Raw genomic sequence first — 13597 nt, 5'->3', positions numbered from 1 at the left:
GGCCGGTGGCGGGTTCAGCCGGCGGCGGGCGCGGCGAAAATCCGGATCGTCGCGTCGGGCCGGATACGCAGGACAATGCGATCGCCGGCGCGGCAGGCGCCGCCGGCGCCGCGCGGCGCGGTGAGTTTGATCGGCAATGCATCTCCCAGCGACGCCTCGGTCAGCAGCGTCGGCCCGAGCGGCAGCACCAGCTGCACGGTGGCCGTGAGCCGTTCGTCGGAGGCGTCCGGCGCAGAAGCCGCGTCTCGTGCCTCCCATTGTTCGGGGCGCACGGCGAGCAGGACCGGTATGCCCACGTCCCGCTGCGCGGCGGCGTCGAGGCGTGCGAGCCCGGCCCGTACCCCCGGATCGCACGCCGGGCGCGCGAGCGCCAGCCAGCCGTGTTCGCCGATGCGCGCCGCCAGCTGCTCGCCTCGCACGACGAGACGCGCGGCCAGCAGATTGGCGGTGCCGACGAAACCGGCGACGAAGGGCGTGGCGGGACGGTCGTAAAGATCGGTCGGCGCGGCGAACTGTTCCAGGCGTCCCTGATGCAGCACCGCGACGCGGTCGGCCATGCTCATCGCTTCTTCCTGGTCGTGCGTCACCATGATGGTGGTGATGTTCAGTTCGCGCTGCAGGCGGCGGATCTCGATCTGCATGTCCAGGCGCAGGCTTTTGTCGAGCGCGGCGAACGGCTCGTCGAGCAGCAGGATGCGCGGTTCGACCGCCAGCGTGCGCGCCAGCGCGACGCGTTGCTGCTGGCCACCCGACAACTCGCGCGGATGGCGCGTGGCGAAGGCGTCCATGCGCACGCGTTCGAGCATCGTCATCGCCCGGCGCTCGGCCGCGGCGCGTTTCATGCCGTTCGCTTCGAGCCCGTACGCCACGTTCGCGAGCACGCGCATGTGCGGAAACAGCGCATAGTTCTGGAACACGATGCCCACGCCGCGCTGGCGGGGCGAAAGACCGTCGACGGGCTCGCCGCCGATGGTGACCGTGCCGCCGGTCTGCGGCTGCAAGCCCGCGAGGATGCGCAGCAGTGTGCTCTTGCCGCAGCCGGACGGGCCGAGCAGCGCGACCAGTTCGCCGCCTTCGATCGTCAGGTCCAGGGTGTCGATGACCGTGGTGGCGCCGAACCGGTGGCGGATTTTTTCGAAACGCACGGCGCTGCCGGTGACTGGCCGGGGCGCGGGAGGATGCCGTAGGGTGTCCGTCATGATCATGCCTGCGCTCGCTTCCAGAGTTGTCGGGCCGCATGGTGACCGGCTTCGATGACCTGCCGCGCATCGCACCGGGTCGGCAGGCCGTCGTCGACGACGATGCCGCCGTCGACCACCACCATCTCGACGTCGCGGCCCATGCCGGTATGCACCAGCGTGCCGAGAGGATTCGGATGCGGGGTGAGATGCGCGCGCCGGAAATCGAATACCACGAGGTCGGCGAGCCAGCCCGGGGCCAGGCGGCCGAGGTCGTGCTCCCGTCCCATCGCGGCCGCGCCGTGACCGGTGGCCATCGCCAGTGCGTCGGCGGGCTGCCAGGCGGCGTCGACGCCGCCCAGCTGGATGCGGGCGATGGCCAGCGCCCAGCGCATGACTTCGGTCATGTCGCCGTGCATGTTGTCGGTGCCGAGCGCGATGCGCGCGCCCGCGGCGCGCAGCCGCGGCGTGGGCGCCATCGTTCCGCCCGTCGCATTGCCTTTGGGGATATGGGCCACGGTGATGCCGGCGGCGCCGACCCGGCGAATGTCGTCGTCGTCGAGAAAGAGGCAGTGCGCGGCGACCAGCCGCGAGTCCAGCAAGCCGACGTCGTCGAGCAACTGCGCCGGCGTCATGCCGGAACGGCGCAGCACCTGCGCGACCTCGGTGCGGCTCTGGGCGAGGTGGGTCGCCACGCCGAGGTCGCGCGTGTGCGCCGCGGCGGTGATCGTTTTGAGAAAGGCATCGGAGCAGGTGTCGGGCGCATGCACGGCGAGCTGCACGCCGGTGCGGCCGTCGGCCGTGCCGTGCCAGCGGTCGGCGAGGTCGAGCGCCTCGCGCAGCGTGCGCTCGCCGATCGCGACGTGGTGCTCCCAGCGGCCGTCGGCCACCCCGGAGAAGTCGACGTCGTGCAGGCGGCCGCAGGCATAGACGCGCAGACCCAGGTCGGCCATCGCGCCCAGCGTCAGGTCGGCGTGGACATAGCTGTCGTTGATCAGGGTCGAGCCGAACAGCATGGCTTCCATCGCGCCCAGGCGTGCCAGCGCGATCGCCTCGTCGGGCCGCACGTCGTGGCCGTGCGGGATGCCGGGCGTGTAGGCCGGCGCGAAACCGAGGTCCTCGGCGACGCCGCGCACCATGCTCAGGATGGTATGCGTGTGCACGTTGACGTAGCCGGGCACGATCAGGCGACCGTCGAGCCGGCGCGTGACGCGGGCCTTGGCCTCGCGCGGCAGCGCCGCCGCCGGTCCGACATAGGCGAGCCGCTGACCGACGATGCCGAGCGCCGCGTCGACCACGGGCGCCTCGCCGGCAACGCCGGAGAGAACCGTCGCGCCGAGCAGCAGGAGGTCGTAATGAGGCGGTGCGGCAGCGGGCGGTGCAGTCGCGGTACCTGGCGTTACGGCCGTCCCGGCCGGCGCTTCGGATGGCGTGTCAGACGACGCGGCAGGGGAAATCGGGTGGTCCGGCATCGGGTCAGGCCTTGACGTCTTGAGAAAGGTGCTGAAGAAAACGGCGCGTGCGCGCTTCGCGCGGCGCCCCGAAAAGTTGTTCCGCCGGGCCCGCTTCCACTACCTCGCCGCCGTCCATGAAGACGACGCGATGGGCGGCCTGGCGCGCGAAGGCCATCTCGTGCGTGACCACCAGCATCGTCATGCTGGCGCTCGCCAGGTCGCGCATCACGTCGAGGACCTCGCGCACCAGTTCGGGATCGAGCGCGGAAGTCGGTTCGTCGAACAGCAGGAGTTCCGGCTGCATCGCCAGTGCGCGGGCGATCGCGACGCGCTGCTGCTGCCCGCCCGATAACTGGCCAGGACGTTTGTCCCCATGCGCGCTCAGGTGGACCCGGTCGAGCGCCGCCCGGGCGCGCTCCTGCGCGGCGTCCTGGGACAGGCCCAGCACGCGCCGCGGCCCGCAGGCGACGTTGTCGCGCGCGCTTAGATGGGCGAACAGATTGAAGCGCTGGAAGACGAAACCGAAGCGCCGCCGCTGGCGCGCGAGCGCGGCCTCGGGCAGGGCGGCGCCGTTCGCCGTGCGGCCGATGATGTCGTCATGCAGGCGGATCGTGCCGCCGTCCGGCGTTTCGAGAAAATTCAGGCAGCGCAGCAGCGTCGTCTTGCCCGAGCCGGACGGGCCGATCAGCACCACCGTTTCGCCTTTGCCCACTTCCAGCGATACCGCGTCGAGGATCACCTTCTCGCCGAAACGCTTGTGCAGGCGGTCGACGCTGAGCAGCGGGGCGAGCGGGGCCGTGCGCGCCGCGTCCCCGGGCAGGGGTGCTGTGCCCGCGGGCAGTGCGGACCCGCGCGGCGCATCGGCGGGTGCGGCAGCATGGATGAAACCGGGCATCGGCATGGCGGGGCGCTCCTGGGCGCGTCAGTATTGCGGCAGGCGGCGTTCGAGATACCGCGACAGCCAGGCCAGCGCGGAGATCAACGCGTAGTAGTACAGCGCGATCAGCAGAAAGATCTCAAACGGCGAAAAGTAGGTGGCGATGATGGCCTGCCCCGCATGGGTCAACTCATACACCGAGATGGCGGACAGCAGCGCGGAGCCCTTGATGAGCGAGATGAGTTCATTGGTGAGCGGCGGCACGATGCGTCGCCACGCCTGCGGAAACAGGATATGCAGCACGGTCTGCCGGTGCCGCATGCCGATCGACTGCGCGGCCTCGATCTGCCCGCGGTCGATCGATTGCAGCGCGGCGCGGATGATCTCGCAGATGAAGCCGCCCGCGTTCAACGCGAGCGCGGTCACCCCCGCCCAGTATTCGTTGAAGTTGACGCCGATCACCGGCAGCGCGAAGTACACGAGAAAGATCTGGATCAGCAGGGGCGTGCCGCGCACGAAATCGACATACGCCAGCACCGCGAAGCGGATCGCCTTGTGCCGGCTCATCGCTCCCAGGCCGAGCAGCGCGCCCAGCAGCATGCCGAGCACGATCGCCACCGCGCAGATCTTGACGGTTTCGAGCATGCCGGCGCCAAGCAGGGGCACGGCCATGAGGATCAGTTTCCAATCCATGTCGGTGGCGCTCAGGAGAAGGTAGGGATCGCGTCGGGCAGCGTCATCGGAAAGCCGAACCATTTGCGCTGCAAGGCCGCGAGCGTGCCGTCCTGCTTGAAGCGGGTGATCTGCTGGTTCAGAAAACCGATCAGGGCCGTATCTTCCGGGCGCGCCGCGAGCCCGGCCCAGTTGTCCGCGCCGATGCCCTTCACGATGGCGAATTTGCCGGGCGCGCTTTTCATCGCGAGCCCGAGGGTGGGCAGCGTGTTGAGCACGCCGTCGACCCGCCCCTGCGCGAGCGCCATGTAGGCGGCCGGATGGTCGTCGAATTCCTTGACTTCGGCAAAGCCGGCGCCGCCTGCCGCTTTCAGGGCGGCGTCGAGCCTGGGCTCCAGGATCTGACCCGGCGAGCCGCCCTTGATGCCCAGTTTTTTGCCGTTCATCCGGGCGATGCCGGTGATATGCGCCTGGTCGCCCGCGCGGATCAGCATCGCCTGCGAGGCTTCGACGTAGGGAATCGAAAACGCCACGCGTTTTTCGCGTTCGGCGGTGTAGCTGAGGCTGCTCATCACCAGATCGAATTTCTTCGCGTAGAGCGCCGGGATGACGCCGGCCCAGACGGTGTCGACGAAGACCGGTTTCACGCCCAGGGGCTTGCAGAACGCCTCGGCCAGATCCACGTCGTAACCGGCCAGCACGCCGGCCTGCCGGAAAGTGAACGGGGGATAGGTGGCTTCGCAGCCGATGCGCAACACGCCCGTGCGCTTGATCTCATCGAGCGTGAGTCCGGCCGTGGCGGCCGTGGCGAAGCTTGGCAGACCCATGGACAGCAGGAGGGATCCGGCGCCGAGACGACCGACGAATTGACGACGCGTGAGGCTGTTGGACATGACTTTTCTCGTGGAAGCGGGGCAACGGTAGGACGACCAGACAACGGCGGTGGCAACGGCAACGTCCAGCGGACCAGGCGGTGCCGTGAAGGCGCGTGTTTCAGGGCCGGTAGGCCGCCGGAAACGCGAAATTCGACAGCACCTTGTGTGCGCCCACGCGCGCGGCGAGCGGCGGCCGGGGCTGTGCCGCCGCGGGGGCGAGCGCCGCGAGGAAGCAACCGCGACCGTGCGCGCGCGACGCCTGCGCGCCGTCCCAGACGACCACGCCGCGCGAGAGCGTCATCGCGGGCCAGGCCTGCATGGCCCATCCTTCGTAGGGGGTGTAGTCGACGTTGTGATGGAGCGCGGTGTTGTGCAGCGTGAACGCCGTCGTCGTGTCCCAGATCACGAGATCGGCATCGCCGCCGATCGCGATCGACCCTTTCTGCGGATACAGGCCGTAGAGCTTGGCGGCGTTCGTCGCGCTCAACGCCACGAAGGTGTGGATGTCGATCCTGCCGGTCAGCACGCCCTCGGACATCAGCAGCGGCAGACGCGTTTCCAGGCCCGGCGTGCCGTTGGGCACGCGGTCGAAGGGGGGATGTTCGCCGGCGCTCAGCTTGCCGCCGGGGCCCGCGTAGGTGAAGGGCGCGTGGTCCGACGACACCACCTGGAAGGTACCGTTGCGCAGGCCGTCCCAGACGGCCTGGCGGTTCGCCTCGTCACGCGGCGGCGGGCTGCAGATGCATTGGTAGCCGCGGGGCCCGTCTTCGAGCATGTCTTCGGTCAACAGCAGGTAATGCGGACAGGTCTCGGCGTAGACGGCCAGCCCCTTGCCCTGCGCCCAGCGGATCTGATCGATCGCCTCGGCGCCGGATACATGCACGACCAGGATCGGCGTGTCGACCAGTTCGGCGAGGCTGATCGCGCGGTGCGTCGCCTCGCGCTCGACCAGCATCGGCCGGGACAGCGCATGGCCGATCGGCGCGGTGATGCCCTGCGCGAGCAGCGCCTCGGTCAGCCAGGCGATGCAATCGATGTTTTCCGCATGGATCATCGTCAGCGCGCCATGTTTGCGCGCGGTCGCCAGGACGTCGATGATCTGCCGGTCGTTCAGTTTCAGGGCATCGTACGTCATGTAGATCTTGAACGACGTATAGCCCTCGGCGATCAGTCCGGGCAGCTCGTCCTGGATGACCTCCGGCGTGGGATCCGTGACGATCAGATGAAATGCGTAATCGATCACGGCCTTGCCGGCGGCGCGGCGATGGTAGTCGTCCACCGCGGCGCGCAGCGACTGCCCTTTTTGCTGGCAGGCGAAGGGAATGACGGTGGTCGTGCCGCCACAGGCGGCGGACACCGTGCCGCTCGCGAAATCGTCGGCCATGACCGTGTCGTCGCCGGTGGGCTGATCGAGATGGCAGTGGCCGTCGACGCCGCCCGGCGTGACCAGGCGTCCCGCCGCGTCGATTTCGGTCGCGCCCGCCGCCAAACCCTGCCCGAGCGCAACGATGCGGCCATCGACGATGCCGATGTCCGCGTGGAAACGGTCGGCGGCTGTGGCGATATCGGCGTTGCGCACCACCAGATCGAACGCGGCGCGGGGTGTCATGCCAGCTCCTGGAACAGGCGGCCCCAGCCCGTCACGCGCGCGGGGTCGGCGCCGGCGAGGCGCAGCGATTTCCATACCACGGTCGAGATCGTGTCGTAGATGGGAATGCCGAATTCCGCTTCCAGTTCCGCGACCAGCGGGGCACCCGCGAGATTGGTGCAGAAGATCGTGATCGCGTCCGGCCGGGACGCGGCGACGTCGCGCACCATCTCGCGGATCTGCGTGGCGCTGACTTCCGAGAACGAGAAATTGTCCTGCAGACGCAGATGCCGTTCGCCCACGCAGGCGTACCCCGCGCCGCGATAGGTGGCGATCACCCGCTCCTGAACGTCGTCGCGGTACGGCGTGACCAGACCGAAGCGGCGCACGCCGGTGCGCGCGAAGATCTCGTTGAGCGCCAGCACCGATGTGCAGGCCGGGATGCCGGTGCGTTCGGTGATGCGCGCGCACAGCCGTTCGTCGGCATCGAAACCCAGCCAGCCCGACGACGTGCCGTTCCAGGCGATGACGTCGAGCCGCGCGTCCGCGAGCAGTTCGGCGGCGGCGAGAATCGCCTGATCGTCGAATTGCGCGAGCGCCTGGTCCGACAGGGCGATCTCGGTCACGCGAAAGCGTCCGAAGTGCGCGCTGGTATCGGTCAGGCCGTCCAGCATCGCGGCGGTCACCGGTTCGAGCGTCGTGTTCGACGACGGCGTCAGCATGCCTAGCAGGTGTCGTGGGGTCATGAAAAATCGCGAGAGATGTCAGGATGGCGCGGGGTGCGGCGCATACCGTTCAAAGCAAGCGTTATGCCAACAATGCCGAATGTCATTGCATACAATATTTTCATCATCGTATACAAACGTTTGACGCGAATCGGCAGCGTTGCCGGTCGTCACGCTGTCGGCCCGGGAGACTTCACGGGTTCCCGGGGATGGTGCGCGAATGCACCGGGTCGATTCATTCCAGCCCCTTAACGGACAGAGGTCGCTTGGGTCATGGCGTGGCGCACTCGCGCGCATCCTCTTGGCATTGCCCCGTCCCGGCTTTGCGCATGACGCATGGCGGGGTACAATCGTGCCGGAATCGGTGGAGAAATGCCGACATGTTGTATACAAAGCGGAATGGCCGATATGGGTGACTACCGTGGCGCTGGAAAAGATTTTGAGTAGACCCGCATCGAAAGCCGCCGCAACGGCGCCGGCTGAAAAACCGTTCAGCAACGAGGTGATCTACGCGCGTCTGCAGAAGGCCGTGCTCGAGCATCGGCTCACGCCCGGCACGCGTCTGGTGGAGGATCGTCTCGCCGAGGCGGCCGGGGTCAGCCGCACGAAAATCCGCGAGGTGCTGGGACGTCTCGCGCACGAAGGGCTCGTGACGCTCGTGCCGAACCGCGGGGCGTTCATCGCCAGCCCGAGCACGGAGCAGGCGCGCGACGTCTTCGTCACGCGCCGCATGGTCGAGCCCGGCATCGCCCGCATGCTTTGCGAGAGCGCGACGGCGGCGCAGGTGCGTACGCTGCGGCGGCACAGCCGGCTCGAGGAAGCGGCGCGCGCGAAGGACGACCGGCCCGCGATCATCCGGTTGTCGGGCGAGTTCCATGTATTGATCGCGCAGATGGCCGGCAATGAGATTCTGTTGCGGCTGATGCGCGAGATGACCTCGTTGACCTGCCTGATCATCACGCTGTACGACAAACCGAACACGCCCGCCTGTCCCCATACCGAGCACGTGGCGCTGATCGATGCCATCGAAGCCCGGGATGGCGCACAGGCCGCTGCCTGCATGACGCAGCATCTGAACCATATCGAGCACACGCTCGACCTCGCGTCGCACAGCATCGCCTCGCCCGACATCGAGGCGCTGTTCGACTAGCGGGCGCGGTGCACCGTTTCGTCATGCACTTCGACGGGCCGCTTCAACGGGCCGCGGCCAGGAAGTCAGCGCAGGTGTTTCACCATGTGATCCTCGTCGTAGAACCGCCCGTCCACCTGCATGGCCTGCGGCTCGGTGACCATGTCTCGTTTTCACGTACAGCAATTCACGCTGCTTTTTGCATGGCCTCGTAATCGCACGGCGTGCGATATTCAATCGACGAATGGATGCGTTGTCGATTGTGGAAGCCCTCAATCCAATCCACCCCATCCAGCTTCGCCTGCGCCCGTGTTTCGTATCGATGCCGAGACGTCTGCTCGACTTTCAACGTCTTGAAGAAGCTTTCCATCCCTCCGTTCAACAGATTATCCAACATCTCCGCTGTACGTCGTTTCGAGGCATGGTCAGTGAAAACGATGCATAGTCATTGATGGCGCTGTGGAGTCATTGCCACTGGAGTAGGACGAGTCGATCATGAATTTTTACCGATTTTATAACTAAATATTTTTATATTATTTATTGATCGGGCCAATAAGCGTATCGCGCCTGAATGGACCGGTTGCGGCAGGGAGCTGCTGTTATCGAGCTGGAACTGATTGACTGGTTCGAAACGCACCGTGCTGCCGACACGCGGATCCTCGCTGCCTCCGGCTCCCCATAGACCGGGCCCGGCGGGTCCATCGTCCATCCTGTAGTCATGCTCGCTTGCATCATTGCCGACATACGTCGCGCTGGTGTCCACCATTTCCCCACCACGTCATACCACCCTGCGCGAAAAAGAAAGCCATACAAATTACGCCAATCACGACAACCATCGCTCGACTCGCTGGCCGCCATAAAAATTACAGCAAAGCTGAATCGTAACTTGCAGGAAAGGTTTTATTTCCCCGGAACCTGTATATTCTTCTCTTTGGAAAAGATATTTTCATGTCTTATGAATAATTAACTGAAATTTCCGTAATTTAAAATTCACAATTGATTTGAATCAATGTGTCGTGAATGATGGGAATCTAGAATCATGCAATTCAGCCCAGCCGGCCAGGAGAGTGCAATGTCGAACGTGGGATCCGTCACGCCTCGCATCATCGTGGGAATCACCGGTGCAAGCGGAATCATTTATGGCATCCGCGCCCTCGAGATGCTGGGTGAGTTGAATGTCGAACGTCACCTAGTCATATCGCGCGCAGCTCACATCACGCTGGCACACGAATCCGATTACACGCGAAAGCAACTCGACTCGCTTGCCGAACAGGTTCACCCAATCGGCAATGTCGGCGCATCCATTGCGAGCGGCTCGTTCCGGACCCTGGGCATGCTCATCGCCCCTTGCTCGATGCGAACCCTCGCGGAGATCGCGACGGGGCTGTCCAGCACCCTCCTTACCCGTGCGGCAGACGTAATTCTCAAGGAGCGTCGCAGGCTCGTTCTTATGCCGCGGGAGACACCTTTGCACGCGGTGCACTTGCGCAACATGCTCACGGTGACAGAACTGGGCGGCATCATTCACCCGCCGGTTCCCGCCTTTTATACCAAGCCAGGAACCATTGACGACATCGTCGATCATTCGGTGGCGCGAGCCCTCGATGCATTTGGTTTGGATGTGCCGTCGCTGCCGCGGTGGGGAGACGACATCGCGGCAACCGGCGCTGGCGTCAGCGATGTGGCATAGCATCCGAGCGTTCCTGAATGGATATCTTTAACAGCCGAGAGATCTTGATGGATACAACCTATACGTACACACCGCCGCGTCAACTCGAAGACATTTCCGCTTCACTTGCGCAATACCTCGATGGTGGACAACTTCGCGCGACGCCTCATGAGGCGGTCCGGCTGACCACGCTCGGTGGGGATGGTTGGCCACACGCAGCGCAACTCAGCCTGGGCGAGGTGTTGGCTATCGATCGGCGCCATTTCCGCTTCCTCATCGATCCACGCTCGAAGACAACACGCAATATCGAAGACAGCGATCGGGTCGTTCTTTCGGTAGTGCACGGAGGAGAGTCGTGGGAGATACGTCTGAGCGCGAAAAAGATCGGCATGAGCGGCGTGGGCCACAACACTGCCCTTTTTTCCGCGGCTGTCGTCTCCGTGACGGTTCACAGCGTCCCGTACGCGACCGTCGACACGGGGATGACCTACCATCTCCGGGACCCGGAAAACGTCATCAAGCGTTGGGAAGAACAGATCCGAGTATTGAAATCAGTCTGACTCCAGTGCCAGAACCCTTGGCTGCGTCATCGACCTTGCTAGGCATGGGCGCTATCAGGGGCGCGGTCGATGCATCGATGACGCTTGCCGCTCCGGCCTGCGGATCGCCGCAACCGTGACGGCCACCATTTTTCCAAAATGAGAAACAGCATGAACAGCCCCGAGGATTCAAATTTTCCCGTCTGCGATCTTCGTTCCGCTCTCGAATTCCTCAAGCAGATTCCAGGCGAATATATCGAAACCAGCGAACCGGTCGACCCGCATGCCGAACTGTCCGGCGTGTACCGCTACGTGGGCGCCCATGGCACCGTGATGCGGCCGACGCAGTTGGGGCCCGCGATGGTTTTCAATAAGGTCAAAGGCTATGACGACGTGCGCGTAGCCATCGGTGTGCTGGCTTCGCGCAAGCGTGTCGCGGCTCTGATGAACACGACCCAGGAAAAGGTCGCTTTCATGTTCAAGGACGCCGTGGCCACGCCGATCGCGCCGGTGGTGGTGTCGGCCGAAAAGGCGTTGTGCCAGGAAGTCGTGCACAGGGCCATCGATCCCGATTTCGACATCCTCAAGATATTGCCGGCACCGACCAATACAGAGCACGATGCAGGACCCTATTTCACCATGGGTTTGGTCTATGCCGAAGATCCGGAAAACGGCCAGCACGACGTGACCATTCATCGTCTGTGCGTGCAAGGCAAAGACGAAATCTCGATTTTCCTGCAGCCCGGCGGCCGCCACATCGACGTATTTCGGAAAAAAGCCGAAGCAGCCGGCAAAGCTCTGCAAGTGTCTATCAGCATGGGGGTGGACCCGGCGATTTACATCGGCACCTGCTACGAAGCACCCACGACGCCACTCGGCTATGACGAATTGGGGGTTGCCGGCAGCATTCGACAGAAAGCGGTCGAGCTGGTGCAATGTTTAACCATAAATGGCCGGGGTATCGCCAATGCCGAGATCGTGATCGAAGGTGAAGTCTTACCCGAGATGCGCGTCGAGGAGGATCAGCATACGCATACCGGTTACGCCATGCCGGAATTCCCGGGGTATAACGGGGTGGCCAATCCCTCGCTACCGATCATCAAGGTGAAGGCTATCACCCACCGCAGGAGTCCTATCCTGCAAACCTGCATTGGACCGAGTGAAGAACACTGCAGCATGGAGGGTATCACCACGGAGTCCAGCATCCTGACAATGGTTGAGCGGGCGATGCCGGGATTTGTAAAGAATGTCCACAATCCCGCTCCCGGAAATGGCAAGTATCTTTCCATCATCCAGGTCAAAAAATTGCAGCCAGTCGATGAAGGGCGTCAGCGCCAAGCGGCGCTGCTGGCTTTTGCCGCCTTTTCCGAGCTAAAACACATAATCCTGGTCGATGAGGATGTCGACATCTTCGATCTCAGCGACGTGATGTGGGCCATGACCACGCGATATCAGGGCGACGTCAGCACCATTTTCATCCCCGGCGTACGCTGCCATCCGCTGGACCCGTCTTCCGATCCTGCCTTTTCCCACAGCATTCGCGATCACGGCATAGCCTGCAAGACCATCTTCGATTGCACGGTACCGTTCGCCCTCAAGGGAAAATTCCAGCGTTCCGAGTTCATGGAAGTGGACGTCAGCCGCTTCATTCCAGGCTTTCCGAAGCATCAGTGAAGTCTGACCCGGCGACGCTGTTCCATCCAGGATATCGAGTCGCCAGGGCGGGGACGGTGTCGCCAGATCGTCTCGCACTCATGTGGATGCCTTTGGCACCGCACGCGGACAAAAATACCTAAAGAAAAGAGGACCTCCGTGATCATTGGACCGTATGTTGATGCTGGTAGTGTGTTGACCGGCGGTTTGGCAGGCGCCGCGATCGGCGTTCATTTACCCAAGCCGCTGCGCAGTACCATGACGTCGATCTTTGGTCTCTGCTCGATGTGCATGGGGCTGCTGGCGATCATGAAAGACGCAACGCTTCCGGTAATGGTACTGGCTGTCATTCTAGGAACGCTGATCGGAGAATTGATATTTCTCGAACGCGGGATCGGCGTCATCGGAAAGCACGTCGATATTCTCATGAACAGGCTGCTGCCGTCTTCAGGGCATGGGGGGGTGTCCGGGGAAGCATTTCTGGAGCAGTTCGTCGCGATCATCGTGCTTTTTTGCGCAAGCGGGACAGGTATATTTGGCGCTATGCACGAGGGAATGACGGGTGACGCCAGCATTCTTATTGCAAAGTCGATTCTCGACCTTTTTACGGCGGCTTTTTTTGCGGCAGCACTTGGATATGCCGTTGCAACCGTCGCGCTGCCTCAACTCGCCATCTTGCTCATCCTCGCATACTTGGGCGGCTATATCGTGCCGCTAACCAATGCAACCATGCAGAGTGACTTTTTTGCGGTTGGCGGTGTGCTCATGTTCGCAACCGGCCTGCGCATTTGCGGAATAAAGTCTTTTCCGGTGGCAAGCATGCTTCCTGCCTTGGTGATCGTCATGCCACTATCATTGCTGTGGGGTCGTCTGATTTAGCGGTCACAGCGACTGATTGTTGCAAAGCAAACCACGGCGCACCGATCGTGTGTGAATGCAAGGGGCCGACCATACCTCGATGAGGTGCGCCGTCAATAATGGACACAGCTGTTTCAAGCAGCTTGCCCGGTTTTACGGAATTTTTCTGCGAACCGTGCGGGCGCTTCATAACCGGGACGGGAATGCCGTCGTTGGCGGTTATAAAAGATTTCGATGTATTCCATGATGGCGGACTCGGCATTCGCCCAAATAGTGTATTTTTGATGGTGAACCATCGCGTTTTTCAAGCTCCCCCGGAAGCTTTCCATCGGCACATTGTCATAACGGTTGCCCTTGCGCGACATGGACGACAACGTGCC

At 63.5% G+C, this 13597-nt stretch carries 14 protein-coding genes; 5 read left to right on the top strand and 9 right to left on the bottom strand.

Annotated features, from left to right (window positions below):
* Positions 1–14 precede the first annotated feature (14 nt).
* From OVY01_RS05325 to OVY01_RS05295, 7 genes are all read right to left on the bottom strand, one after another.
* A complete protein-coding gene (locus OVY01_RS05325; RefSeq protein WP_267846208.1) occupies positions 15–1199 on the bottom strand; it encodes an ABC transporter ATP-binding protein in 1185 nt (394 codons plus the stop codon).
* Between the two features lie 2 nt (positions 1200–1201).
* A complete protein-coding gene (locus OVY01_RS05320) occupies positions 1202–2650 on the bottom strand; it encodes an amidohydrolase family protein (RefSeq protein ID WP_267846207.1) in 1449 nt (482 codons plus the stop codon).
* Positions 2651–2654: 4 nt separating this feature from the next.
* Entirely contained in the window at positions 2655–3533 is an 879-nt protein-coding gene (locus tag OVY01_RS05315; protein ID WP_284700740.1) for an amino acid ABC transporter ATP-binding protein, read from the bottom strand.
* 21 nt (positions 3534–3554) lie between these two features.
* On the bottom strand, positions 3555–4202 hold the full coding sequence (locus tag OVY01_RS05310) for an amino acid ABC transporter permease (protein WP_267846205.1): 648 nt from the start codon (positions 4200–4202) through the stop codon (positions 3555–3557).
* 11 nt (positions 4203–4213) lie between these two features.
* Positions 4214–5074: a transporter substrate-binding domain-containing protein gene (locus OVY01_RS05305; RefSeq protein ID WP_267846203.1), complete on the bottom strand. Its 861-nt coding sequence runs from the start codon at positions 5072–5074 to the stop codon at positions 4214–4216.
* 100 nt (positions 5075–5174) lie between these two features.
* Positions 5175–6665, bottom strand: a complete 1491-nt coding sequence (gene hydA / locus OVY01_RS05300) for a dihydropyrimidinase (protein ID WP_267846200.1) — start codon at positions 6663–6665, stop codon at positions 5175–5177.
* On the bottom strand, positions 6662–7390 hold the full coding sequence (locus OVY01_RS05295; protein ID WP_267846198.1) for a maleate cis-trans isomerase family protein: 729 nt from the start codon (positions 7388–7390) through the stop codon (positions 6662–6664). The genes hydA and OVY01_RS05295 overlap by 4 nt, the downstream gene beginning before the upstream one ends.
* A gap of 418 nt (positions 7391–7808) precedes the next feature.
* Between OVY01_RS05295 and OVY01_RS05290 the strand changes: the two genes are divergently transcribed.
* Positions 7809–8519 (top strand): GntR family transcriptional regulator, encoded by a 711-nt coding sequence (locus OVY01_RS05290; protein ID WP_267846196.1) that lies wholly within the window; start codon positions 7809–7811, stop codon positions 8517–8519.
* A 166-nt stretch (positions 8520–8685) separates the two neighbouring features.
* Here the strand turns inward: OVY01_RS05290 and OVY01_RS05285 are convergent, their stop codons facing one another.
* Positions 8686–8895: an IS3 family transposase gene (locus OVY01_RS05285; protein ID WP_432422185.1), complete on the bottom strand. Its 210-nt coding sequence runs from the start codon at positions 8893–8895 to the stop codon at positions 8686–8688.
* A gap of 675 nt (positions 8896–9570) precedes the next feature.
* On the opposite strand from OVY01_RS05285, the gene OVY01_RS05280 reads away from it, so the two are divergent.
* The 4 genes from OVY01_RS05280 (at position 9571) to OVY01_RS05265 (ending at position 13238) form a co-directional block, all read left to right on the top strand.
* A complete protein-coding gene (locus OVY01_RS05280) occupies positions 9571–10188 on the top strand; it encodes a UbiX family flavin prenyltransferase (protein ID WP_267846195.1) in 618 nt (205 codons plus the stop codon).
* Between the two features lie 47 nt (positions 10189–10235).
* Positions 10236–10727, top strand: a complete 492-nt coding sequence (locus OVY01_RS05275; RefSeq protein WP_267846193.1) for a pyridoxamine 5'-phosphate oxidase family protein — start codon at positions 10236–10238, stop codon at positions 10725–10727.
* Between the two features lie 150 nt (positions 10728–10877).
* Positions 10878–12380 (top strand): UbiD family decarboxylase, encoded by a 1503-nt coding sequence (locus tag OVY01_RS05270; protein ID WP_267846191.1) that lies wholly within the window; start codon positions 10878–10880, stop codon positions 12378–12380.
* Positions 12381–12518: 138 nt separating this feature from the next.
* Positions 12519–13238 (top strand): DUF554 domain-containing protein, encoded by a 720-nt coding sequence (locus OVY01_RS05265; protein ID WP_267846190.1) that lies wholly within the window; start codon positions 12519–12521, stop codon positions 13236–13238.
* A 113-nt stretch (positions 13239–13351) separates the two neighbouring features.
* Here OVY01_RS05265 and OVY01_RS05260 read toward each other — a convergent pair whose 3' ends face one another.
* Positions 13352–13582: an IS3 family transposase gene (locus tag OVY01_RS05260; protein ID WP_432422184.1), complete on the bottom strand. Its 231-nt coding sequence runs from the start codon at positions 13580–13582 to the stop codon at positions 13352–13354.
* Positions 13583–13597: the final 15 nt, after the last annotated feature.

Origin of the sequence: Robbsia betulipollinis (assembly GCF_026624755.1) — a bacterium.
In the GTDB taxonomy this organism is placed as follows: domain Bacteria; phylum Pseudomonadota; class Gammaproteobacteria; order Burkholderiales; family Burkholderiaceae; genus Robbsia; species Robbsia betulipollinis.
Note: the sequence above shows the minus strand (reverse complement) of the source record. Positions and strands in the feature narration are given on the sequence as shown.

Bases quoted from the DNA above. Each gene is read 5' to 3' on its own strand.
- OVY01_RS05325 (WP_267846208.1), bottom strand. From the start codon at position 1,199: ATGACGGACACCCTACGGCATCCTCCCGCGCCCCGGCCAGTCACCGGC.
- OVY01_RS05320 (WP_267846207.1), bottom strand. From the start codon at position 2,650: ATGCCGGACCACCCGATTTCCCCTGCCGCGTCGTCTGACACGCCATCC.
- OVY01_RS05315 (WP_284700740.1), bottom strand. From the start codon at position 3,533: ATGCCGATGCCCGGTTTCATCCATGCTGCCGCACCCGCCGATGCGCCG.
- OVY01_RS05310 (WP_267846205.1), bottom strand. From the start codon at position 4,202: ATGGATTGGAAACTGATCCTCATGGCCGTGCCCCTGCTTGGCGCCGGC.
- OVY01_RS05305 (WP_267846203.1), bottom strand. From the start codon at position 5,074: ATGTCCAACAGCCTCACGCGTCGTCAATTCGTCGGTCGTCTCGGCGCC.
- hydA (WP_267846200.1), bottom strand. From the start codon at position 6,665: ATGACACCCCGCGCCGCGTTCGATCTGGTGGTGCGCAACGCCGATATC.
- OVY01_RS05295 (WP_267846198.1), bottom strand. From the start codon at position 7,390: ATGACCCCACGACACCTGCTAGGCATGCTGACGCCGTCGTCGAACACG.
- OVY01_RS05285 (WP_432422185.1), bottom strand. From the start codon at position 8,895: ATGTTGGATAATCTGTTGAACGGAGGGATGGAAAGCTTCTTCAAGACG.
- OVY01_RS05280 (WP_267846195.1), top strand. From the start codon at position 9,571: ATGTCGAACGTGGGATCCGTCACGCCTCGCATCATCGTGGGAATCACC.
- OVY01_RS05275 (WP_267846193.1), top strand. From the start codon at position 10,236: ATGGATACAACCTATACGTACACACCGCCGCGTCAACTCGAAGACATT.
- OVY01_RS05270 (WP_267846191.1), top strand. From the start codon at position 10,878: ATGAACAGCCCCGAGGATTCAAATTTTCCCGTCTGCGATCTTCGTTCC.
- OVY01_RS05260 (WP_432422184.1), bottom strand. From the start codon at position 13,582: ATGTCGCGCAAGGGCAACCGTTATGACAATGTGCCGATGGAAAGCTTC.